22 protein-coding genes are annotated in these 22,509 nt (G+C 59.5%); 10 read left to right on the top strand and 12 right to left on the bottom strand.

The annotated features are described in order from the left end of the window. Positions 1-65: 65 nt before the first annotated feature. Both ACR0KX_RS06665 and ACR0KX_RS06660 read right to left on the bottom strand, forming a co-directional pair. On the bottom strand, positions 66-1,067 hold the full coding sequence (locus ACR0KX_RS06665) for a molybdopterin-binding protein (protein WP_170621727.1): 1,002 nt from the start codon (positions 1,065-1,067) through the stop codon (positions 66-68). After that, positions 1,064-2,032, bottom strand: a complete 969-nt coding sequence (locus tag ACR0KX_RS06660) for an XdhC family protein (protein WP_170621726.1) — start codon at positions 2,030-2,032, stop codon at positions 1,064-1,066. The genes ACR0KX_RS06665 and ACR0KX_RS06660 overlap by 4 nt, the downstream gene beginning before the upstream one ends. 219 nt (positions 2,033-2,251) lie before the next feature. Between ACR0KX_RS06660 and ACR0KX_RS06655 the strand changes: the two genes are divergently transcribed. Beyond that, positions 2,252-2,752, top strand: coding sequence for a hypothetical protein (locus ACR0KX_RS06655; protein ID WP_170621725.1), 501 nt, complete (start codon positions 2,252-2,254; stop codon positions 2,750-2,752). Positions 2,753-2,755: 3 nt separating this feature from the next. Here the strand turns inward: ACR0KX_RS06655 and ACR0KX_RS06650 are convergent, their stop codons facing one another. Beyond that, positions 2,756-4,012, bottom strand: coding sequence for a vWA domain-containing protein (locus ACR0KX_RS06650; protein ID WP_170621724.1), 1,257 nt, complete (start codon positions 4,010-4,012; stop codon positions 2,756-2,758). A 58-nt stretch (positions 4,013-4,070) separates the two neighbouring features. Beyond that, positions 4,071-4,979 (bottom strand): AAA family ATPase, encoded by a 909-nt coding sequence (locus ACR0KX_RS06645; RefSeq protein WP_170621723.1) that lies wholly within the window; start codon positions 4,977-4,979, stop codon positions 4,071-4,073. 133 nt (positions 4,980-5,112) lie between these two features. On the opposite strand from ACR0KX_RS06645, the gene pyrC reads away from it, so the two are divergent. Next, entirely contained in the window at positions 5,113-6,150 is a 1,038-nt protein-coding gene (gene pyrC / locus ACR0KX_RS06640) for a dihydroorotase (RefSeq protein ID WP_170451124.1), read from the top strand. On the opposite strand, the gene ACR0KX_RS06635 is transcribed toward pyrC, so the two are convergent. Further along, entirely contained in the window at positions 6,147-7,442 is a 1,296-nt protein-coding gene (locus ACR0KX_RS06635; RefSeq protein ID WP_170621722.1) for an MmgE/PrpD family protein, read from the bottom strand. The genes pyrC and ACR0KX_RS06635 overlap by 4 nt on opposite strands. Positions 7,443-7,480: 38 nt before the next feature. Then, positions 7,481-7,927 carry a type II toxin-antitoxin system RatA family toxin gene (locus tag ACR0KX_RS06630; RefSeq protein ID WP_170451128.1) on the bottom strand — a complete coding sequence of 149 codons (447 nt, stop codon included), beginning with the start codon at positions 7,925-7,927 and terminating at the stop codon, positions 7,481-7,483. A gap of 73 nt (positions 7,928-8,000) precedes the next feature. Here ACR0KX_RS06630 and hpt point away from each other — a divergent pair, with 73 nt between their 5' ends. After that, positions 8,001-8,546 carry a hypoxanthine phosphoribosyltransferase gene (gene hpt / locus ACR0KX_RS06625; RefSeq protein ID WP_170451130.1) on the top strand — a complete coding sequence of 182 codons (546 nt, stop codon included), beginning with the start codon at positions 8,001-8,003 and terminating at the stop codon, positions 8,544-8,546. Between the two features lie 9 nt (positions 8,547-8,555). Here the strand turns inward: hpt and ACR0KX_RS06620 are convergent, their stop codons facing one another. Next, positions 8,556-9,698, bottom strand: coding sequence for an amidohydrolase (locus tag ACR0KX_RS06620; RefSeq protein WP_170621721.1), 1,143 nt, complete (start codon positions 9,696-9,698; stop codon positions 8,556-8,558). Next, positions 9,695-10,645 carry a lipoyl synthase gene (gene lipA / locus ACR0KX_RS06615; protein ID WP_170518239.1) on the bottom strand — a complete coding sequence of 317 codons (951 nt, stop codon included), beginning with the start codon at positions 10,643-10,645 and terminating at the stop codon, positions 9,695-9,697. Before lipA ends, ACR0KX_RS06620 begins: the two co-directional genes overlap by 4 nt. 261 nt (positions 10,646-10,906) lie before the next feature. Between lipA and ACR0KX_RS06610 the strand changes: the two genes are divergently transcribed. Next, entirely contained in the window at positions 10,907-11,455 is a 549-nt protein-coding gene (locus tag ACR0KX_RS06610) for a peroxiredoxin (protein WP_170451137.1), read from the top strand. A gap of 48 nt (positions 11,456-11,503) precedes the next feature. Here the strand turns inward: ACR0KX_RS06610 and ACR0KX_RS06605 are convergent, their stop codons facing one another. Both ACR0KX_RS06605 and ACR0KX_RS06600 read right to left on the bottom strand, forming a co-directional pair. Next, positions 11,504-12,427: a LysR substrate-binding domain-containing protein gene (locus ACR0KX_RS06605; RefSeq protein WP_170621720.1), complete on the bottom strand. Its 924-nt coding sequence runs from the start codon at positions 12,425-12,427 to the stop codon at positions 11,504-11,506. Positions 12,428-12,477: 50 nt separating this feature from the next. After that, entirely contained in the window at positions 12,478-13,548 is a 1,071-nt protein-coding gene (locus ACR0KX_RS06600) for a DUF6456 domain-containing protein (RefSeq protein ID WP_170622284.1), read from the bottom strand. 240 nt (positions 13,549-13,788) lie between these two features. Between ACR0KX_RS06600 and ACR0KX_RS06595 the strand changes: the two genes are divergently transcribed. After that, positions 13,789-14,088 carry a DUF6477 family protein gene (locus ACR0KX_RS06595; protein ID WP_170518233.1) on the top strand — a complete coding sequence of 100 codons (300 nt, stop codon included), beginning with the start codon at positions 13,789-13,791 and terminating at the stop codon, positions 14,086-14,088. Here ACR0KX_RS06595 and ACR0KX_RS06590 read toward each other — a convergent pair whose 3' ends face one another. Further along, complete coding sequence (locus ACR0KX_RS06590) at positions 14,089-15,633, bottom strand: trimethylamine methyltransferase family protein (RefSeq protein WP_170518230.1); 1,545 nt, start codon at positions 15,631-15,633, stop codon at positions 14,089-14,091. A 133-nt stretch (positions 15,634-15,766) separates the two neighbouring features. Then, a complete protein-coding gene (locus ACR0KX_RS06585) occupies positions 15,767-16,462 on the bottom strand; it encodes an MgtC/SapB family protein (protein WP_480708117.1) in 696 nt (231 codons plus the stop codon). Positions 16,463-16,621: 159 nt separating this feature from the next. On the opposite strand from ACR0KX_RS06585, the gene guaA reads away from it, so the two are divergent. The 5 genes from guaA to ACR0KX_RS06560 all read left to right on the top strand — a co-directional run bounded on the left by guaA (position 16,622) and on the right by ACR0KX_RS06560 (position 22,493). Continuing rightward, a complete protein-coding gene (gene guaA, locus ACR0KX_RS06580) occupies positions 16,622-18,181 on the top strand; it encodes a glutamine-hydrolyzing GMP synthase (protein ID WP_170621719.1) in 1,560 nt (519 codons plus the stop codon). 263 nt (positions 18,182-18,444) lie between these two features. Further along, positions 18,445-19,305 (top strand): DMT family transporter, encoded by an 861-nt coding sequence (locus ACR0KX_RS06575; RefSeq protein ID WP_170519742.1) that lies wholly within the window; start codon positions 18,445-18,447, stop codon positions 19,303-19,305. A 133-nt stretch (positions 19,306-19,438) separates the two neighbouring features. Beyond that, a complete protein-coding gene (locus ACR0KX_RS06570; protein ID WP_170621718.1) occupies positions 19,439-20,569 on the top strand; it encodes an outer membrane protein transport protein in 1,131 nt (376 codons plus the stop codon). 104 nt (positions 20,570-20,673) lie between these two features. Next, complete coding sequence (locus tag ACR0KX_RS06565) at positions 20,674-21,570, top strand: DMT family transporter (protein ID WP_480708115.1); 897 nt, start codon at positions 20,674-20,676, stop codon at positions 21,568-21,570. A 50-nt stretch (positions 21,571-21,620) separates the two neighbouring features. Beyond that, positions 21,621-22,493, top strand: coding sequence for an ATPase (locus tag ACR0KX_RS06560; RefSeq protein ID WP_480625943.1), 873 nt, complete (start codon positions 21,621-21,623; stop codon positions 22,491-22,493). The last annotated feature ends 16 nt before the right edge of the window (positions 22,494-22,509 follow it).

Here is a 22,509-nt window from a genome sequence, read left to right as displayed (position 1 = left end):
ACCCCGAGCGTCGCTTAACACTCATAACCTAAAGTGGCGGGGATAGAGGTCAAAATGCCGTAGCGTCACGGCCTGCGCTGGGCGCGCGGCTGAGGTCGTGTCGGGATTTCCTTGAGCAATCCGCCCACACCCATGGCCGCAATATCCGCGCCTGTGGTCTCAACACCGCAGGCAACGCGGGACAGAACCCAATCCGCGCCGTTCAAAGCAGGCGAGCGTGCGCAACCCGGCAGGCCAATCACGGGCCGATCCCCCATCGCACCCAGAAACAGCAGATTACCGGGATCGACCGGCATGCCGAACCGATCGACCGCCCCACCTGCCGCGCGCACAGCCGAAGGTGCCACATCATCCACATCCGAGGTGGCCGAAGCGGTCAGAATCATCAGAACGTCGCCCTGCGTTCCGGCAATGGCCTTCGCAAGGGGATCGGTGTCATGCGCGACGATCTGCACATCGCACAACTCCATCCCCAACAGTTCGACCCGCCCCCGCATGGCCGCGATGCCTTTTTCGTTCGGTGGTCCACCGGGAATATCCGTCACGATCAGACCAGCGGTTTTGTGAACCGGCGCAATCAGTTGAACTGAGCTTTGCGCAAGGCTTGCTGCGCGCTGAACGTCCGCCTCGGGCACGGCGTAGGAAATCACCTTGATCGTCGCGACCATTCCGCCGTCGCTCATCTGCTGATGCTGCGGAACTGTGGCGACGGTGATCATTGGGTTGACCTGATTAAATTGCTCCAGCGCGGCCACGTCCAGCGCCACGACGCCCGGCCCGTTGGCCAGCAGGTTGACGCGCCCCGTAAATGCTTCGGTCACGCGCAGGTTCGCCGCCGACAGGTCAGGTACCAAAGCCTTGGCCAACAGCGTAGCCGCCTCGTCCTCATGACAGTCGCCGGGTTCCAGACGGGCCACGACAATTTCGGTCAAACCGGCCTGTGTCAGTTGTGTGATGTGATCTTCGGTCAGTCTCAGACCCTTGCGCAGTTTGCGACGCGCCGCCATGACCGAATGCGCCAGAATCGCCCCGCTTGCATCAGCTACGGGCACCGGGCCAAACTTCATGCCTTGCCTCGCAGAACAGCCGTCATCTGAGCCAGGATCGCAACGGCAATTTCCGACGGGTCAGTGGCCCCGATGTCCAGACCAATTGGCCCGTGTATTCTGCCGATCTGCGCGTCGGTAAACCCGGCAGCTATCATACGCTCGACCCGTTTGGCATGGGTTCGCTTTGACCCCAGCGCGCCGATGTAGAACACGTCCGCCTCCAACGCGGCTTGCAGCGCAGGGTCGTCCAACTTGGGGTCATGGGTCAGCAGAACAACCGCTGTGCGCGTGTCCAGTCCCAGTTTCAAAACGGCTTCGTCCGGCCAATCGGTGAGAATCTTTTCACCGGGAAAACGCGCATCTGACGCAAAGGCATCGCGCGGGTCCACAATGGCCGGGTCATATCCCGCAATCCGCGCCATAGGCACCAAAGCCTGCGCGATGTGAACCGCACCGACGACGATCAGGCGCAAGGGCGGGTTATGGACGGCGACAAAGGTCTCTCCATCCTCTTCAAACCCTGACCGGTCCATGCGCAGTCGGTCGGGGTATTTGTTGCGCCTCAGGGCGCGGTGGCCGCTGTTGATATTGACCTCATAAGCCAGCGGCTCGCGCGCCGCCCGCGCGGCGACCAGTTCGGCCAGCATCGATTCAGGCAGGACGCGGCCAACCGGTTCAACCAAAACCCGAATTGTTCCACCACAGGCCAGACCCACGGCAAAGGCGTCTTCGTCGCTGACACCAAACTCCAGCAATCGCGCCTCGCCCTCATCAATGGCTTCCAGCGCCTCGACAATCACCGCGCCTTCGACGCACCCGCCGGACACGGACCCTTCGATCCGCCCCTCACCGCCAATCACCAACTGAGCGCCCACCCGGCGCGGTGCACTGCCCCAGGTCTCGACCACCGTCGCCAGGGCCGCACCACGCCCTTTGCGGTGCCAGTCCAAAGCGGTTTCCGGGCTGTTGTCGAATCGCTCCATCGAAGCCTCCTGAGGTCATCGGACTCAACATAGTCAGGAAAAGCGGGAAGAAAAGCATGTGGGGGCGGTCCCCGCTCAAGGACGAGGTCGCTTTGGGGCAAAGGTTCCTTCGTATTCACATAAGCAAAGCATTGATTGTCTGCGCCCGTGCTTTTAGCCTGCAGCTACCTTCGGGGCCTATCCCGGACGTGCCCCCATTTTCAAAACGGAGACAGAGAGTTGAAACGCATTCTTACACTCGGCGCAGCCATTGGGCTGTTGGCGTCAACCGCAGCCTGGGCTGATACATTTGAACGCTATGGCGAGGTCGAAGGCTGGAAGGTTTTCATCGACAATGAAAAGAAATCCTGCCTGATCGAGGCGATTGATGACTCGGAGAACGTGGTTCAGATGGGCCTGACAGAGGATCGCGGCGTGGGCTATGTCGGCGTTTTCACCAAGGCCGAAACGGACATCAAACGCGGTGAGAAGGAAGAGGTGGCAATCATTCTGGGCGACAACCTGTATCTGGGTGAGGCCACAGGGATGAAGGGAAACATCACCAAGGGGTATTCAGGCGGCTACGTGCTGTCGGACGATCCGCAATTCGCGGAAGATCTGGCCAAACAGAAGGTCATGATCGTGTTCCCGGAAAAATCCTTTGGATTCACCGTCGATTTGACCGGCACTTACAAAGCCATCGAAATGGCGCGCGAGTGCAATGAAAAACAGCTGGACTGACGCTTAGCCGGAAAGCGCGGAGATCAGCCGCGCTTTCTCTCCCACATCCTGTGGTTCCGAAATGACGGTCGCGAGATCTTCGAGCGATGCAATCGAGTGACCGGCGCGGAAGCTGTCCACATGCGGCAGCATGGCAGCCACGCCCTGCGCCTTGGGCGCGAACCCATCCCATCGCAGCAACGGATTGAGCCAGATCAGACGGCGCGCCGACAGGTGCAGACGTTCGGTTTCCTTCGCCAAGGCGTCCGGGTCGCCACGATCCAGCCCGTCCGAGATCAACAGAACAACGGCACCCTGCCCCATCACCCGTCGTGACCAGTCACGATTGAACGCGTGCAGACAGTCACCGATCCGTGTGCCGCCCTCCCAATCCTGCGCCTCGGCCCCAGCAGCGGCCAAAGCGGCATCCACATCGCGTTGATGCAGATGGCGAGTAATATTGGTCAGTCGTGTGCCGAAGGTGAAAGCGTGGACCTTGGCCCATCCGGCGCCCTTGGCGTTCGAGACGGTGTGCAGGAAATGCAGGATCAGGCGGCTGTATTGGCTCATTGAACCCGAGATGTCGCAAAGAACCACAAGATTGGGCCAGCGTGGCCTAGGTTTTTGCAGCGCAATGTCCCGTATCTCACCACCCTGACGCATGGCTGCGCGCAGGGTTTTGGCGCGGTCGATGCGGTGGCCCAGAGGGTTGGCCTGCGCCCGCCTGCTGGCAATCGGATGAACCGGCAAGGTAAGACGCGCCAGAAGGCGTTTGGCCTGTGCGATTTCATCCGTGCTCATCTGCTCAAAATCCAGACTGCGCAGGCGTTCTTCGGAAGACGCGGTTTGCGAGGCGTCAATGTCGAGCTCGGTCTCGCCTTCATCTTCCGCAGGCTCGGGCAGATCACGTTCAACCCCGTCCAGCAGCGCCTCGGCTGCGCGCTTTTCGGCAGCGTCTGCTTTACGTTCTTCCTGCACGCCCCGAATGGCGGGCAGCATCATGGACATCATGTGTTCCAGATAACGCGGGTCGCGCCAGTAGAGGCGGAAAACCTGTGCAAAGACGGTGCGATGTTCAGGTCGGTTCACGAAACAGGCGTGCAGGGTCCAGTAGAAATCCTGCCTTTGCGTGAAACCCGCCGCCTGCACGGCGCGTATGGCATCCACCACCCGACCTGTCCCGATGGGCAGTCCCGCCTTGCGCAGCGCGCGGGCGAAATGGGTGATGTTTTGCGCCAGTTTCGGATCTGCGGGGGTGTCGAGCGTAAGGTGTTCGGCCATTACCTTTCATGGGGGCTCTGCCCCCATACCCCCGAGGTATTTTTGAACAGAAGAAGCATCAGGCGGGTTCGAGGTCGGCTTTTGCCTCATCCAGAATGCGTTTGGCTTCAGAGCCTTGCAGTTTCTGGATGTCGTCCTGGTATTTCAGGATCGCGCCGAGCGTGTCGCCGATGACCTCGGGGCTGAGGTTGATAACGTCCAGCGCCAGCAGGCATTTGGCCCAGTCGATGGTTTCGGCCACGCCGGGCTTTTTGAACAGGTCTTCTGTGCGCAGGCGTTGAACAAAGGCGACAACCTCGCGGCTGAGTGTCTCGGCGGCTTCGGGGGCGCGGGCGTGCAGGATTTCGATTTCGCGGTTGAAATCGGGGTAGTCGACCCAGTGGTAGAGGCAGCGGCGTTTGAGGGCGTCATGCACCTCGCGCGTGCGGTTCGAGGTGACGATGACGATGGGTGGCTCGGGCGCATGGACGGTGCCGAGTTCCGGGATTGTGACCTGAAAATCGCTGAGCGCTTCCAGCAGGAACGCCTCAAAAGGTTCATCGGTGCGGTCGAGTTCGTCAATGAGCAGCACCGGCGCGCCGTGCTCATCAGGTCGCATGGCTTGCAGCAAAGGGCGTTCGATCAGGTAATCGTCCGAGAACAGCTCGGTTTGCAGGGCTGTTCGGTCCGCACCGCCAGCGGCCTCAGCCGTGCGGATGGCAACCATTTGCGCCGGGAAGTTCCATTCATAGACGGCTGAGGAGGCATCCAGCCCTTCATAACACTGCAGGCGGATCAGGCGGCGCCCCAAACCCGCGGCCAGTGCCTTTGCGATTTCGGTCTTTCCAACGCCTGCCTCACCTTCCAGAAACAGCGGGCGGCCCAGCTTGAGCGCCAGAAAAACCACCGTCGCCAATGCCCGGCCGCACACGTAACCTTGCGCGCCCAGTGTTTGCTGAACGGCATCAATGGAACTTGGTTGGGTCATGCATGTTCTCCTTGCGGCCTAACAGGTCATGGGCCGGGGTCTTCGTCAAGCCTGCGGTGGGGGAAGAGGTACGGCGATCCTGCGCGCTGACAAGGTCTTTTCCGGCGGCGGGGTCTGTGCTAGCGGGTGCGTCATGACCGATAGCATCACGATCCGCCGCCCCGACGACTGGCACCTGCATCTGCGCGATGGCGCGATGCTGCAGGCCGTTCTGCCCGAAACCGCACGCCATTTTGGCCGTGCGATCATCATGCCCAATCTGGTGCCCCCGGTGGTGACCGGTGCCCATGCCGCCGCCTATCGCGAGCGCATCATGGCCGCGCTGCCCGAGGGGATATCCTTTGAACCACTGATGACCCTGTACCTGACCGAGGATACGGACCCGGACGATCTGGCCGCTGCCCATGCAAGCGGGCTGGTCAAGGCGGTCAAGTTGTATCCGGCGGGGGCCACGACGAATTCGCATTCCGGCGTGCGGAATTTCGACAATGTGCGCCCTGTGCTGGAACGCATGGCCGAGATTGGCCTGCCCCTGTGTGTGCATGGTGAAGTGACAGATGCCGAGATCGACATTTTCGACCGCGAGGCGGTGTTCATCGACCGCGTTCTGGACCCGATCCGCAAGTCCACGCCGGGCCTGCGGGTGGTGATGGAGCATATTACGACCCGTGACGGTGTTCAGTACGTCAAAGCCAACGACACCGATCTGGGCGCAACAATCACGGCGCATCACCTGATCATCAACCGCAACCACATTCTGGTTGGCGGGATCAAACCGCATTACTACTGCCTGCCCGTCGCCAAGCGCGAGGAGCATCGGTTAGAGCTGCTGAAAGCCGCGACCTCGGGTGATCCACGCTATTTCCTGGGCACCGACAGCGCGCCTCATACCGATGACAACAAGGAAATGGCCTGTGGGTGCGCGGGGTGCTTCACGGCGACCAACACCATGTCGCTGGTGGCCGAGATGTTCGACCGCGAAGGGGCGTTGGACAAGCTGGAAGGGTTCGTTTCCCTGAACGGGCCTGCCTTCTATGGCCTGCCTGTGAACGAAGGTTCGATCACGCTGACCAAAGGCGAACCGGTCGAATACCCCGACAAGATCGAAACCGGAGATGGCCCGGTAACCGTGTTCGACCCCGGTTTTCCCCTGCACTGGCGCGTGGACTAACCCGCCAGTTTTGCAGCCAGATCGCGGGCGCGACCACCGGTGCGCAGCATCGACCAGATCGCGTCCGCCTCAATCCCTCCGATCAGTTTCGAGGCTTTGGCACGTACCCGGTCTTCCCGGTCGGACAGAGACATTGGGGTCATGAGGTCATAGGTTGCCTCGCGCCGCGCCCCGTCGCGCCGCAGCAAGGTCAGGCGAGCCTCAGTTTCGGAAAGGGAGTCATCCGCTTCGACAGTGATACGATCTTGCAGCGACCGGATGCGCGGGTCGGCACAGACCTTCTCAGAGTAGCTGCCCGGTAACGCGGTGTCATATCCCAACGCCTGCATTGCAATCACCGTGCGATACGAGAATTTCGCGCCCAATCCGGTGGTCGGAGATATCTGGTTACACACGCTCATCCAGCGCGGGTGGGTTATTACCTTGATCTCGGCCACTTCGGGTTCGGCGATATCCAAAGAAAGCGCCGCCTCTAGCGCCGCGTGCAACCCATGGCAGCAGGCGTGGAACTTGTGGCTGACGGATTCGAACAGCCATTCGTCGCCCAACCCATCCAGAGCGGCCGCAGCATCCGCAGCCCCCTGATGCGTCGCGCCAAAGCCATAGGGCCCTTCCAGCGCGTCCGCGTTGGGTTCAAATCCGCGCTTGACCAGCAGCGCCGCCTCAACCCCATTCGAGGCTGCCAAACCCGCGTTGTAAGGCTTGCCCATCGTGCCGAACTGAGCCTTCAGACCCGCCGAACGGGTCGCCGTCAGGCCCAGCACCTGACGCATCTGATCGGCGTCGAACTGTAACAGACGCCCCACCGCCACCGCCGCCCCAAAGGCCCCGGCCGTTGCCGTTTGGTGAAACCCGGCCTGATAGTGGCCGCGCCCCAGCCACAGGCCGATGCGGATCGAGACCTCCATCCCGATCAGGGCCGCTTCGAGGAAGTCCACAAGAATACGATCATCCCATTCCGACACCGCCAGCGCTGCAGGCAGAACCGCGACCGAAGGGTGGCCGATATGGGCGAAATGGGTGTCGTCATAATCCAAGGCATGGGACACCGTACCATTGACCAGAGCCGCCGCGCGAAGGGGCGCGCGCGCCCCGCCGAATATATGCGCCTGGGCGGTGCCCCCCTCCTCTAGCACCATATCCCGAACGGTATTGGATACTGGTTCATCCGCCCCGGCGCGGCCAACGGCGACCCAATCCAGAACAGATAGCGACGTGACAATCCGTGCCTGCGCAGTGGTCGAGATCGGGCCCGCGGCAAAAGCCGCCAATGCTGATGTGAAATCTGACATGAGGCGCAGTCTAACGTGCGCCGTTCGTTGGTAAAGCCTTAGCTGTAAAGCTCGGCGGCACGAGCCTCAAACGCGCGAACGATGCGCTGCATGGCCTCGTTGAAGACCACGCCAATGATGCCCTGCAGGATGGCGTTCTTGAATTCGAAATCCACATGGAACGACACGTTGCAGCCCCCGTCCGGCGCGTCTTCGAACTGCCAGTCGGATTTCATGTATTTGAACGGACCGTCCAGATATTCGGTGTCGATCTTCTTCTGATCCGCGAACAGCGTCACCCGGCTGCCGAACCGTTCGCGAAACACTTTGAATGAGATGACCAGATCGGCCTCCATCACCTCGGCCTCGCCTGCCGCATAGGTCTTGCGGATACGGGCCGCTGCGCACCAGGGCAGAAACTGCGGGTATTTCGCCACATCCGCGACCAGATCATACATCTGCTGGGCGGTGTATGGCAGGTGGCGGGTTTCCGAGTGGATGGGCATGGCATTCAGGCATTTAAAGGTGACAATGGCGCGTCATGTCGTATGTTGCGCGCCAAAGATCAAGGGGGCTGCGATGACTGACCGCGCTTATGTGATAGATGAGATGATCTCGGCCAAGGCCATCGCGGCGCGGATTGAGGAGCTTTGCCGCAAGATTTCCGAGGAGTTCGGCAATACCGACAAGCTGGTTGTGGTGGGCCTGTTGCGAGGCAGTTTCGTCTTCATCGCCGATCTGGTGCGCGAGCTGGACCTGCCCATCGAGGTCGATTTTCTTGAGGCGTCGTCTTACGGCGATTCGATGGAAAGTAGCCGGGAAGTGCGCATTCTCAAAGACTTGCGCGGCGCAATTGAAGGGCGCGACGTGCTGGTGGTCGAGGATATTGTCGACACCGGTCACACGCTGAACCACGTCACCAACCTGCTGCACAGCCGCAATCCGAAGCGTTTGAAATCCATCGCCCTGCTGGACAAACCCAGCCGACGCGAGGTTGATTTCCGCTCGGACTGGATCGGGTTTGAGATCCCGGATGAGTTTGTTGTCGGTTACGGAATTGATTACGCACAGCGCAATCGCAATTTGCCCTTTATTGGCAAGGTGCGCTTTACCGAAGACACGTAAGCGGCTGGCTTAACCCAAAACCTGACGGACCGCATTCAGAAAGATTCCGGTTCCGATCGGGATCAACACATCGGGAAAATCGTAATCCGGGTTGTGCAACTGCGGATGATCGCGCCCGGCCCCAAGCCAGAACATCGCGGTCTTCGCGCCTTTGCTGAATTGGCCGAAATCCTCGGAAAACCGTTGCGGTGTGTTGGTCCGTTTGCACGCAACGTTTTGGGCGGCGCAGGCTTGGGCCAAAATCTCTACCGCATCCGAATGATTGGTGCAGGCGTCGAAAACGTCTTCGTAAGTTATCGTGGCACCCAGCCCATCGGACTGCGAGACCTGCTGCACCAGGGTCTCGACATCCGCAATCAGTTTGGACATCCGGTCGTCGGATACCGTTCGCAGCGTTACCCAAAGCTCGGCCTGTCCGGGGGCGACGCCGAATGTTTGCTCTCCCAAGCTGGCATGGGTGATCGTGGTCAGCGCGTAATCCGCGTTCAGCACGCCACCGCCACCAAGCGCTGTCAAAGCCGGGATCAAAGCCGCCAATGCGCCGGCCGGAGATACGCCGTCCTGAGGCGCCGCTGCGTGCGAAGTTTTGCCGGTCAGCGCAATACGCATCCCGCGTGACGCGCAATTGGCGGGGCCTTTACACAGCTCGACCGCGCCAAGCTGCAAACCCGGAAGATTATGCAGCGAAAACACGAAATCAGGCGCGATTTCAGCAAATTGCGGATCAACCCGGAAGGCTTCGGCCCCCTGCCCGGTTTCTTCGGCAGGCTGGAAGATCAGAACAACGCGACCGCGTTCGGGGCGCTGTTCCTGCAACGCCAGCGCCACGCCCAACACCATCGACATATGGCCGTCATGCCCGCACAGATGCCCCCGGCCCGGTCTCTGCGAGACGTAAGGCACATCCGAGAGTTCCTGAATCGGCAACCCATCCAGCTCACACCGAATACCAACGCATGGCCCGTCCCGACCGCCGTCGAACACAGCGGCGACGCCGTGCCCACCAAGCCCGGTCAATACGCTATCCGCGCCGATGCCGCGCAACTCATCCGCAATCCGGGCGGCGGTCTCGTGCTCGGCTCCGGACAGTTCGGGCTGTTTGTGCAAGTCGTGGCGCAGCCGGATCAGCCGCGCCAGCGTGTCAGGTGTCACGCCTGCCCCAGCTTCTCTTGCCGGGCGGCGCGCAGGCGGGCGAAATCATCGCCTGCGTGATAGGACGACCGGGTCAGCGGCGTGGCCGAGACCATCAGGAACCCTTTGCCATAGGCCGCTTTTTCGTACGACTCGAACTCTTCAGGCGTGACAAACCGATCTACCGCGTGGTGCTTGGGCGTCGGTTGCAGATACTGCCCGATGGTCAGGAAATCGATATCGGCTGCGCGCATGTCGTCCATCACCTGACCGACCGATTGTTTATCTTCACCCAGACCCACCATGATGCCGGATTTGGTGAAGATCGACGGGTCCAGTTCTTTCACGCGCTGCAACAGGCGCAGCGAGTGGAAATACCGTGCGCCGGGGCGGACCTCGGGATAAAGGCCCGGTACGGTCTCAAGATTGTGGTTGAACACGTCCGGTTTCGCTTCGACCACGGTTTCGAGCACTTCGGGCGCGCATTTCAGGAAATCCGGCGTCAGAATCTCAATCGTCGTTTTGGGCGAGCGATGACGGACCGCGCGGATGGTCTGCGCAAAATGCTCGGCCCCGCCATCGGTCAGGTCATCGCGATCCACCGAGGTAATCACCACGTGGTTCAGACCCAGTTTTTCAACCGCATGTGCCACGCGGCCGGGCTCGAACACGTCCAGCGCATCGGGGCGCCCGGTGGCGATGTTGCAGAAGGTGCAGCCGCGCGTACAGATCTCGCCCATGATCATCATGGTGGCGTGGCCCTGGCTCCAGCATTCGCCTACATTCGGGCACCCGGCCTCTTCGCAGACGGTGACCAGATTGTTTTCACGCATTATCTTATGGGTGTCGGCATAGCCTTTCCCACCGGGGGCCTTGACCCGGATCCATTTCGGTTTCTTGGGCTGTGCATTGTCCGGGCGATGCGCCTTTTCGGGGTGACGTTGCTCGGGGATTTTCAGATCTCGCACGGGCTGTTTTCCTGACTTTGGGTCAACTTTCTGTTCTCATAACATAAAGCAGTCATAGGTGTTACGCCAGCGACGCATAGCCGCCATGCAAGCCATCCCAATAGTGCAATTTAGTTTAACCTTAAACTACATCTTTGCCATACATTTCAATAGACAAACCCAAACGCGACGCTTTGCGCCCGCAGCATTTCTTGGATTGAAGGCAGTTTAGACCTGTTTTAAATCACGCCCGGATCACATGTGAATCACAGGAGCTTGAACGTGAAAACCGGAACCAAACTGCCGCAGGTTACCTTCCACACCCGCGTCCGCGACGAGGCTGTCGAAGGCCCCAACCCCTATCGCTGGCAGGACATGACAACCGCAGATTACTTTGCGGGCAAGCGGGTCATCCTGTTCTCGCTTCCTGGCGCGTTCACGCCGACCTGCTCGACCTATCAACTGCCCGGTTTCGAAAAAGGTCACGCAGATTTCGTCGCCAAGGGCGTGGACGAGATTTACTGCATGTCGGTCAATGACAGCTTTGTCATGAACAAATGGGCGCAGGATCAGGGCCTGAAAAACGTCAAGGTCATCCCCGACGGATCCGGCGAGTTCACCCGCAAGATGGGCATGCTGGTCGACAAGGACAATCTGGGCTTTGGAATGCGCTCGTGGCGCTATGCTGCGATCATCAATGACGGCGTGGTCGAGGCATGGTTCGAAGAGCCCGGCCTGATGGATAACTGCCCTGAAGATCCCTATGGCGTGTCCTCGCCGGAAAACCTGATGCAGCACCTGCAACAGGCGGCCGAGCCTGAACTGGCCTGAGGCACGATCCGTCTTTATCGGATTGGCCCGCCCCTTCGGCGGGCCTTTTCAGTTTCGGGTGGCGGACACGATGGATTCTCCGACCTCGCGGATAACCTCGGCCAGCCGGTCAGACCAGTCTTCATCCCCGCTGGACGCGCGGCGGACCAGACCCACAGTACGGGCCGGTTGTGGCGCGCCAAAGCGGAGCAGTTTCAGGCCGGGAACCGCTTCACCCTCGGCCCGTGCGGCAAGTTCCGGGATCAGGGTCAGGCCAAACCCTTCGGCCACCAACCGCGACAGGGTCGCCAGCGAGGATGCGCCCATGTTGATCTGGCCGCTGCCCCGATCCTGACCACATACCTCAAGCGCCTGATCCGTCAGGCAATGACCGTCTTCCAACAGCATCAATTGCGCAGATTGCAGGTCCAGCGGGCGCAGCATGTCCGGGGTTGCGGATACTTTTTCCAACCGCGCGGCGCTGCCTGCCAACAGGAACTGATCCTTAAACAAGGGCGTCTCCCTGAACTCCGACCCCGCGACAGGCAGGGCCAGAACAGCGGCGTCAATCTCTCCGGTACGCAGCAGGGTCAGTAGGTGTTCGGTTCTGGCCTCGCGGATCTGCACCCGCAGCGAGACATCGCCCGCCCTTAACCCGGCCAGAACGCCGGGCAGCAGATACGGCGCAATGGTCGGGATGATCCCGATAGACAGCGACCGATGCCCGCCTGAATGGTCGCGCGCAAACTGATCCAAACGGTCTGCGGCACCAAGGATCAACCGCGCGCGGTCCAGAACATCCCGGCCAAGCGGTGTCAGAAGAATATCGCGCGCCTGCCGTTCGAACAGCACCCCGCCCATGGTTTCCTCAAGCGCTTTGATCTGAACGGACAAAGCGGGCTGCGATACGTTACAGACCTGCGCCGCGCGCCCAAAGTTGCGCTGCTCGGCCACGGCCTGAAAATACTGTAGCTGTCTGAGTGTGAAATTCATAACCCCTGCTTATCACTACCCAAGTGATCTGCAAGGGTTATGTATGGCTTCTAACCGATCATCCGATCCCGTTCAGCCTGATCTTCATAGTGGCGTTTCAGGCGCTGCAAAGCGATGCGCAGGACGATTTTACCGGACCGCGCCGACCATCCCATGCGCTTTTCCGCCAATTCCAGCCCTTCCAGATAGCAGCAACACCGCAAGGCAACATCGCTGAGACCCGGGCCCAGATCAGACAAGGCCCGCGCCACCCGGTCGCGCGCATCAGAGGACCCGCGTCCGCCATGCGACTCGCTGCCAAAACTGCCCCGGCCACCGCTTGTCAGAAACCGGTCCCAATTCTGCGCCACCTGAGGGCCGATCTGCGCCAGTTCAAAATCTTCGCGCAGGCGCTCTCCTGCACTGACAAGGGTCTCGTCCAGAAAGGGTTTACCGTCCCGATCCCGACGCCGCGCCAGCGCGATCAGCGGGCTTTCTGCAGCGCTATAGCGGATGCGCCGCGCCCGTTCGCCCTGGTCCGAGGCGGCTTTGGCCTGAAACGGTGTTTGCGCCTCGGCCATACCAAATTCATTGCGCGCGCGGGCTTTGTTCTCGGCCTCAGCCACAAGACGGCTCAGCGCGGTGCGACCTGATGCCGATATCCGGTAACGCGAAATCCGCCCGGGATTGTCGCAGGTGATCCAGTCCTGCAAGGCCAGCGCCTGTGCAATCCTGCACTCGACCACGGCGGTTCGGGTCGCACCGGCCTCGCCCGTATCCCGAACCACAACTGCCTTGTCCATATCTTCGGCCACGGCAAGCACCGACCCGGTTTCGCACAAACGGCGCAGAACGCGCATGGCTTCCTGATCGAAAACGTCCTCTTCCCCGTCGTCCTGCAGGGCACGGTGGTTTTCGGAAATCGAAAAATGGGTTTCGGCCAGCGATTGCAGGGCTGCATCCACAAGCGGATCGTCACGGCGCATTTCAATGCGTCTGATCTGCCGAAGAATGGTCGACGCATGGCACCCTGCCGATCGCGCGATATCCCGTATCGATCGGCCGGTCTCGGTATGAGCAAGGTATCTTTGCGCCCCTTCGGGCACCCATGCCGGGATGGTGAAAGCCACGTTGTTTTCCATATTCATTTGCCCTCGTCGACAAAACAGACTGCCACTTTTCGCCCTCGGAATTTGAGTTAACCAAATCTAACTAGAGGTGCTTTCGTTACTCGTTCGTTAACCCCAACGGCCTGGAACCAGATTTGATTCAAAAAGATAAACAGTCGTGAAACCATCGTTCGGGGGGAGCCGAACTAAGGCAACACCCGCTTAGGTTGTGTGACAAACAGGCCGTCAAAGCTCGTACAAGGGAACACGAACATGCAGGACCTGATGACCATGATCACAACGCTTCGCCGCCCCCGACTGCTGGCACGGGCGGCCAAACACGGGGCGCAGGATTACAATCGGGACCGGCACCTGCAACGCATTCTGGGATATGGTTCGCTGCCCGGCACAGGCGCGGCCCTGATGCGGTTGCTAGAGCTTGAGAGAGAGGTAAATGAGCAACGAAAAGAAGAAGATGCTGCCTATTCTCTGGTCCGGCATCTGGATCTTCTGATTGCCCTGTTGGGCGAGGCGCAGCTGTATCAGGCCAGCCGCGCCTCGTACACTACTTGATCAGATGAAAGCGTCCGGCATAGAGGCTTTCTTTTCCGCTACATAAGCCTCAAGCGCGGCGGCTTTGTCCGGGTCCATCTGCGGCTGCTGATAGTTTGCCAGCAGATGCTCGACCCGCGCAGTTGCCAGGGCGCGCGTATCGCGGGCGCCTTCTTCCTGCCAGGTCTCGAACGGCTTGTAGTCCAGCATTTCGGTTTTCCAGAACGCGTCCTTGAAATTGGCCTGCGTATGCGCGCAACCCAGATAGTGACCGCCCGGCCCGACTTCGCGGATCGCGTCCATGGCCAGCGCGTTTTCGTCATAGGTCACGCCTTTGGCCAAGCCGTGCAGAATGCCCAGTTGATCGGCATCCATGACGAATTTCTCGAAATCAGCGACCAGACCGCCTTCAAGCCAGCCGCAGGCATGCAGCATGAAGTTCACACCCGACAGCAGACCCATGTTCAACGAGTTGGCTGTTTCATACGCCGCCTGCGCGTCCGGCAGTTTCGACCCGCAGAACGAGCCGGCCGAACGGTAAGGCAGGTTCAGACGCCGCGCCAACTGGCCCGCGCCATAGGTGATGTGCGAAGCCTCGGGCGTTCCGAATGTCGGCGCACCCGAGTTCATGTCGATCGAGGTCACCATCGCGCCGAAAATCGCAGGTGCGCCGGGGCGAATAATCTGGCTATAGGCGACACCGGCCAGAACCTCGGCCAGAACCTGCGTCAGCGTCCCGGCGACCGACACCGGAGCCATCGCGCCGCCGACGATGAACGGAGAGATGATGCAGGCCTGATTGTTGCGTGCATAGACCTCCAGGGACCCCATCATCACATCGTCGAAGGTCATCGGCGAGTTGATGTTGGTCAGCGAGGTCATCACCGTGTTTTCCTGCACGAACTCTTTGCCGAACAGGATCTCGCACATCTCAACCGAATCCTGCGCGCGACTGGGGTCGGTCACGGATCCCATAAAGGGTTTGTCCGACAGGGTCATATGCGCCAAGAGCATATCCAGGTGACGCTTGTTCACCGGAATATCGGTCGGTTCGCACACTGTCCCGCCCGAGTGGTGCAGCCACTTGGACATATAGGCCAGTTTCACGAATTTGTTGAAGTCATCCATGGTCGCATAACGGCGACCGCCCTGCGCGTCACGCACGAATGGCGGGCCATAGACCGGGGCAAGCACCAGATTGCGGCCGCCAATTTCGACCGATTTCTCGGGGTCGCGGGCGTGTTGCGTGAATTGGCTGGGGGCGGTCTTGATCAACTCTCGCGCTAGACCGCGTGGGATGCGCACACGCTCACCATCGATATCCGCGCCCGCATCGCGCCAGCGTTCCAGCGCCGCCGGGTTGTCGACGAAGTTGACGCCGATCTCTTCCAGCACTGTTTCCGCGTTGTATTCGATGATCTCCAACGCTTCTTCGTTGAGAACTTCGAAATTCGGAATATTGCGTTCGATATACTTTGCAGTTTCGATGCGAACCGCGGTGCGCTCGGCCCGGCGGGCAGCGCCACCGCCGCCTCTCGCCCTGCGCCGGGTGTTTGCCTCTGCCATGAGAAAATCCCGTCTGAATGGTTAGATTGACCGTTTAGTTACAGGATTGAGCGTCATCGAGCATATGGTTTACGGCGCTCTGGGGGGAAAAGCGACATTGCGCTTCACGTTGGCGTAGATCTGCACCGCGGCGTTACGCTTCGGAAACCATATCCCATTCAATGCTGTCGATGCTCGGCTCAAGCATCAGAGGAGCGACAACCTTGTGCTGCAGTTCCTCGGGGTGATCTTCCATCGAGACCAGAACAGCGATTGTTCGTTTGCCTTCCACCGCATCGCCCTTTTCAAAGCCAACGATTCGAACATCGTTTTGCGCCAACGCCTTGAGAACAGCGACACGCGCATCTGCCTGCGCTTCTTCCGAGCATTGAAGAAGGATCTTGAACTCTTGCGTCAGCGGCACCCCGGCACGTGTGGTGCGCTTGAGCCATTTCACCAACGGCCTGAGCCCGAGATTTACAAAAATCACGAAACCCGTCATCATGACGGCAAACACCCAGGCCCCTGCCCCCGCCATCATTCCGACGGCAGCCGAGCACCACAGGGTAGCAGCCGTATTCAGGCCATGAATGGTGAATCCGTGCCGGAAAATGATACCGGCCCCCAGAAAGCCGATTCCCGAAACGACCTGCGCCGCAACGCGCGTCGGGCTCACCTCATCCGGAAACAGCGCCGAGAATACAACAAACGCAGCGGCACTCAGCGCGACCAGCGCATTTGTCCGCAGCCCGGCCATTCTTTGGCGGACCTGACGCTCGGACCCGATTAGCGCGCCGCAAAACAGCGCCAAAGCCAGATTCAGTGCGGCAATCTCGATGGAAATCGGCAATTTCGGTCCCTTGTTCTATTTGTATATACATCGACCCAGCCGAGTTGTCATATTTTCGTTACAAAACTTTTACAATTCCTTTTTTTTTGAATCGCTGACCCCCTTTGAGAATCAGAGGTTGCTCTTGCGAAACAGGTGCGCTTGGCCTAAGGCGCGGATATGACCCAAGACACCCATGACCGCCTTCTGATCATCGACTTCGGCAGCCAGGTGACGCAGCTGATTGCCCGTCGCCTGCGTGAACTGAACGTCTATTGCGAAATCCACCCCTACCAAAATATCACGATGGATGTGGTGCGCCAGATGGCGCCGCGCGCCGTGATCTTTTCGGGCGGCCCGGACAGCGTCACGCGCGATGGCTCGCCCCGCGCCCCGCAAGAGATTTTCGACTATGGCGTGCCGATCCTTGGTATTTGCTACGGTCAGCAGGTGATGATGCACCAGCTTGGCGGCAAGGTCGAAAGCGGCCATGGCACTGCCGAGTTCGGTCGCGCCTTTGTCACCCCGAAGGAACAGCTGGACATTCTGGACGGCTGGTTCGCTGACGGCGACGAACAGGTCTGGATGAGCCACGGCGACCATGTCAGCGAAATCGCCCCGGGTTTTGAGGTCTACGGCACCTCGCCCAACGCGCCCTACGCAATCACGGCAGACCCCGCGCGCCACTTCTATGCGGTGCAATTCCACCCCGAGGTGCACCACACGCCCAAAGGCGCAAAGCTGTACGAAAACTTCGTCAAGCTGGCCGGGTTCAAGGGCGATTGGACCATGGGTGCCTATCGCGAAGAGATGATCCGCAAGATCCGTGAACAGGTTGGCGACAAAAAGGTCATCTGCGGTCTGTCCGGCGGAGTGGATAGCTCGGTCGCGGCGATCCTGATCCACGAGGCTATCGGCGACCAGCTGACCTGTGTCTTTGTCGATCACGGCCTGCTGCGCAAGAACGAAGCCGCCGAGGTCGTGGGCATGTTCCGCGACAACTACAACATTCAGCTGATCCACGCGGATGAAAGCGAGCTGTTCCTTGGCGAGTTGGACGGTCAGAGCGACCCGGAAACCAAACGCAAGATCATCGGCAAACTGTTCATCGACGTGTTCCAGAAACACGCCGACACCATCGATGGGGCCGAGTTCCTGGCGCAAGGGACACTGTATCCCGACGTGATCGAATCCGTCTCGTTCTCGGGCGGGCCATCGGTGACGATCAAGTCGCACCACAATGTCGGCGGCCTGCCAGAAAAGATGGGCCTGAAACTGGTCGAACCCCTGCGCGAATTGTTCAAGGACGAAGTCCGGGCACTGGGCCGCGAACTGGGCCTGCCAGCCAGCTTCATCGGTCGCCACCCCTTCCCCGGACCGGGGCTGGCCATCCGCTGCCCGGGCGAGATCACCCGCGAAAAGCTGGAGATTCTGCGCGAGGCCGATGCCATCTACATCGACCAGATCCGCAAACACGGTCTTTACGACGACATCTGGCAGGCCTTCGTTGCCATTCTGCCCGTGCGCACCGTTGGCGTGATGGGTGATGGCCGCACCTATGACTATGCCTGTGCCTTGCGCGCTGTGACCTCGGTCGATGGTATGACCGCCGATTACTATCCGTTCAGCCACGAATTCCTGGGCGAAACCGCCACGCGAATCATCAACGAGGTCAAGGGCATCAATCGCTGCACCTATGACATCACATCAAAACCCCCCGGAACGATCGAGTGGGAATGATAAAGCATCGCAAAAGCCGGGATTGGTGATCACCATCCCGGCTTTTTTGTTTACTGGCGCTGCTTCTGCGCCGACCTTAGGTTCTTAGGACCCTGCTGAACTCAGGCGTGACCCATTGCGCGATTCAGCGCAGATCCGTCAAAACCGGATTCAGGGTGCCCGATCCGCCCGAATCCGTTTAAGCCCTGTAAGACACAGGAACAAAGCGCGGAGGATGCGGGGTGGAGAAAGGATCGGTCCAGGTCTTCAAGGCCGGTTTCTGGATGATCGGCGCGATCCTGTCGTTTTCCTCGATGGCTGTCGCCGGGCGCGAACTGAGCCTGCATCACGACACGTTCGAAATCATGATGTATCGCAGCATCGTGGGCATCATTGTCGTCGCGACTGTGCTAAGCGCAATTCGCGGGTGGCATCAGGTCACCACCGAACGCCTGAGCCTTCATGCGATCCGGAACGCGCTGCATTTCACCGGACAGAATCTGTGGTTCTACGCGGTCGGGGTGATTCCTTTGGCACAGGTCTTCGCGCTGGAGTTCACGCAGCCGCTGTGGGTCATCCTGCTATCGCCGTTGTTTTTGAATGAGCGTCTGACAACACTCAAGGTCACTGCGGCCCTGATCGGTTTTGCAGGTATCCTCATCGTAACGCGTCCCGGCACCGCCCCGCTAAGCCCCGGCTTGATGATGGCTGCCGCCTCGGCGATTTTCTTCGCGTTTACAACGATAACCACCAAAAAGCTGACGCGGTTTGCAAGCATCGGATGCATCATGTTCTGGCTTGCCGTTATGCAGGCCGTTCTGGGGGCTGCGGCCGCAGGTCTGGACGGTCAGATCGCCCTTCCCACCCTGCAAACCGCACCCTACTTGCTGTTGGTCGGGTTGGCCGGGTTGCTGGCACATTTCTGTATTACCAACGCGTTAGCCATCGCTCCGGCCACTGTGGTCATCCCCTTTGACTTCGCACGTCTCCCCACAATCGCCGTTGTCGGAATGCTTCTTTACAACGAGCCCATCGATCATTGGACAATGCTGGGGGCCGCCGTGATCTTCTCGGGGATTTTCCTGAACGTGTGGTCCGAGAATCGTAACAGTTTGGCAACAGTCCGCGACTCTAGTCGTAACTAGTAACGCACGGTCACGACTTGACCTTAAACTAACCGGAAAGAAAGTATCGGGCACATTTTTGCAGGTTGGTGCGCATCTCACACTCAACGCGTAGCCGAAAGCACCTGCGAGGGACTGTAAAGGGAGGTTCAAAATGAAAAAAGCGCTACTGACGACATGTGCGCTTTGCTTTGGGGCGACAGTTGGTCATGCAGGTGGCCTGGATCGAAGCGGGCAAGGCATCAACCTGATCTTTGAGGAGGGATCGGTTGTTCAATTCCGTCTTGGGTATACCGATCCAAGCGTCACCGGGACGATGCCCGCTTTGTTTGGCCCAAATGCTGGTGAGCCGGTCGACTCAGGCGATGTTGCAAACTCTTTTTTCACACCGCATCTGGGTTACAAGACTTCGCTGACCGAGCAGTTGGACTTTGCGATCATGTATGATCAGCCGTTTGGGGCAGATCTGGAATATGCCGACGACTACCCGCTGTCGATCAACCCGAATCCCGCCGGTCGCCAGGATACTCTGAATGCAACCGCTGAAACGGATGCTATCACCGCGCTGTTGCGTTACAAATTTGACAACGGTTTCAGCGCAATCGGCGGCGTTCGCGCGCAGCGGGTTACCGCTGCAGTAAGTGTACCGGTTGTGCAGGGGTACGAAGTCAACACGGACGCGGACATTTCGTTCGGCTATGTCGTCGGTGTGGCGTGGGAAAAACCTGAAATTGCAGCGCGTGTTTCGCTGACCTACAACTCCAAGATCAGCCATAACCTCTCGCAGACTGAGACACTTGATTCTACCGGCCCGATCAGTTCGGGAACCGAGATCGAAACACCGCAATCGGTCAATCTGGACTTTCAGACCGGCGTTGCTCCGAAAACCCTGCTTTTCGGATCGATCCGCTGGGTTGACTGGCCTCAGCTGAACTTTTCGCCACCAAACTATCCGCTGAATCCGCTCGTGGATTACGACAACTCGACGTTTACGTATTCGCTTGGTCTGGGCTACCAGTTTACGGACGAATTTGCGGGTGCAGTAACACTGGGCTACGAAACGGACGAAGGCATCCCTGTGTCTAACCTGGCACCAACCGACGGCTTCTGGAGCATCGGCCTTGGCGGGACTTACTCGCTGGAAAAAGCTAAAATTTCGGGCGGTGTTCGCTATACCGACATTGGTGATGCAATTGCAGACGGCGCAGGCCCAGGTGCCCGTGGCGACTTCTCGGGCAACAGCGCATGGAGCGTTGGTTTCCAGATCACCTACGCGCTGGACTGATCTAACCAATCAAACAAACACAAGGCCCCGCCAATCCGGTGGGGTCTTTTTTTTGTCGCATGTTTCGGGTCGCTTCGGCGTTCGCGTGGTGACAGGTTGGCGCTATGGAGCCTCAGAAACATCTCTCATCCCGCGCCTGGGCCGAACTGTTGCTGCTTGGCCTGATCTGGGGCGCGTCCTTTGTGTCGATTCGCATAGCTCTGGATACGATACCGGTGATGACCTCGGTCCTGCACCGCACGTTCTGGGCCATGGCCGCGCTGTGGCTGGTCGTTTGGATCAAGCGCCTTGAGCTGCCCAGGGACCCACGAACCTGGCTGGCCTTCTTGATCATGGGTCTTTTGAACAATGCCGTTCCCTTCTCGCTGATGGCGTGGGGACAGTTGCACATCGACACCGGGCTTGTGGCTATTTTGAATGCGGCAACGGCGATCTTTGGCGTGCTGGTTGCGGCCTTATTCTTCGTGGATGAACGGCTGACAAAATCGCGCCTGACTGGAGTCGTTCTTGGGTTTGCGGGCGTCTCGGTCGCCATTGGCCTTGGCAACTTTGCAGGTTTCAACCTGCAAAGCCTGGCTCAGCTCGCCGTTTTGGCGGGAACGGTGTCTTATGCCTTCGCCAGCGTGTGGGGCCGAAAACACCTGTCCGGCATGTCCCCTGTCGTCGCAGCGGCGGGTATGCTGACCGGCGCGACGCTCTTGATCCTGCCGATCACGCTGATGGTTGATGGCGTGCCAACCCTGCGCCTTCCGGCGGCAACATGGGCGGCCATTGGATACTATGCCATCATTGCAACGGCGGGGGCCTATCTTCTGTATTACCGGGTGCTGGCAATGGCTGGCAGCGGCAACCTGATGCTGGTCACTTTGGTCATCCCGCCCGTCGCCATTGTCCTTGGCGCGGGGCTAAGGGACGAAGCGCTGCCGCCCAATGCCTATGTCGGTTTTGCAATCCTTGCCTTTGGGCTGGTAATCCTGAACCGCTCGGGCAAGCGCGATTGACGCGGTCCCCTGCCCGTTCTAGCAAAGGCAAAACTAAGGGACAGCGGAACATGATCTACGGCTCGGCAAAGGATTGGCGCAGCGCTGCGCGGAAGAAAGTGCTGTTTTTCGGCATGTCGGGCCTGGGCAAAACCTATGTGTCGAACATCCTGCGGGATTCGGGCGATTGGTTCCATTACTCGATCGATTACAGGATCGGCACGCGCTACATGGGCGAATACATCACCGACAATGCCAAGGCCGAGGCGATGAAGGTGCCGTTTCTGCGCGACCTGCTTTTGTCGGATTCGATCTATATCGGCTCAAACATCTCATTCGAGAACCTGACACCTGTCGCCGCCTATCTGGGCAAGCCCGGCGATCCAGCCAAAGGCGGGCTTGAGATGCCCGAATACCACCGCCGTCAGGAACAGTTCCGACTGGCCGAGATTCATGCCTTGCTGGATACCGAGTATTTCATCGACAGGGCGCAGCGTCTGTATCATTACCCGCATTTCATCTGCGACACCGGCGGGTCGATCTGCGAATGGGTCGATCCGAATGATCCGTCTGATCAGGTGATGACCGAACTGTCCAAGCACACGCTGATGATCTGGCTGAAAGGGGACGAGGATCACACGGCAGAACTTGTCCGCCGCTTCGACAAAGCTCCGAAACCGATGTCCTATCAGGCCGAATTCCTGACCCGCGTGTGGACCGACTATCTGGACCAGCACGGCTGCGCCGAGGCCGAGGTCGATCCGAATGCCTTCATCCGCTGGACCTATGCGCAGGCGCTGGCCCATCGTCAGCCCAGATATGCGGCCATGGCCAAAAACTGGGGCATCACCATCACCGCCGATGAGATAGGCAAGGTGCGCGACGCGGCCGATTTCGATGAGTTGATCGAACGCGCCCTTGAGACCCAACCCAAGAACGCCTAACTACAAGCTTCTGTAA

This window comes from Ruegeria sp. BG5 (assembly GCF_056538425.1).
This window is presented reverse-complemented; position numbering and strand designations above follow the sequence as displayed.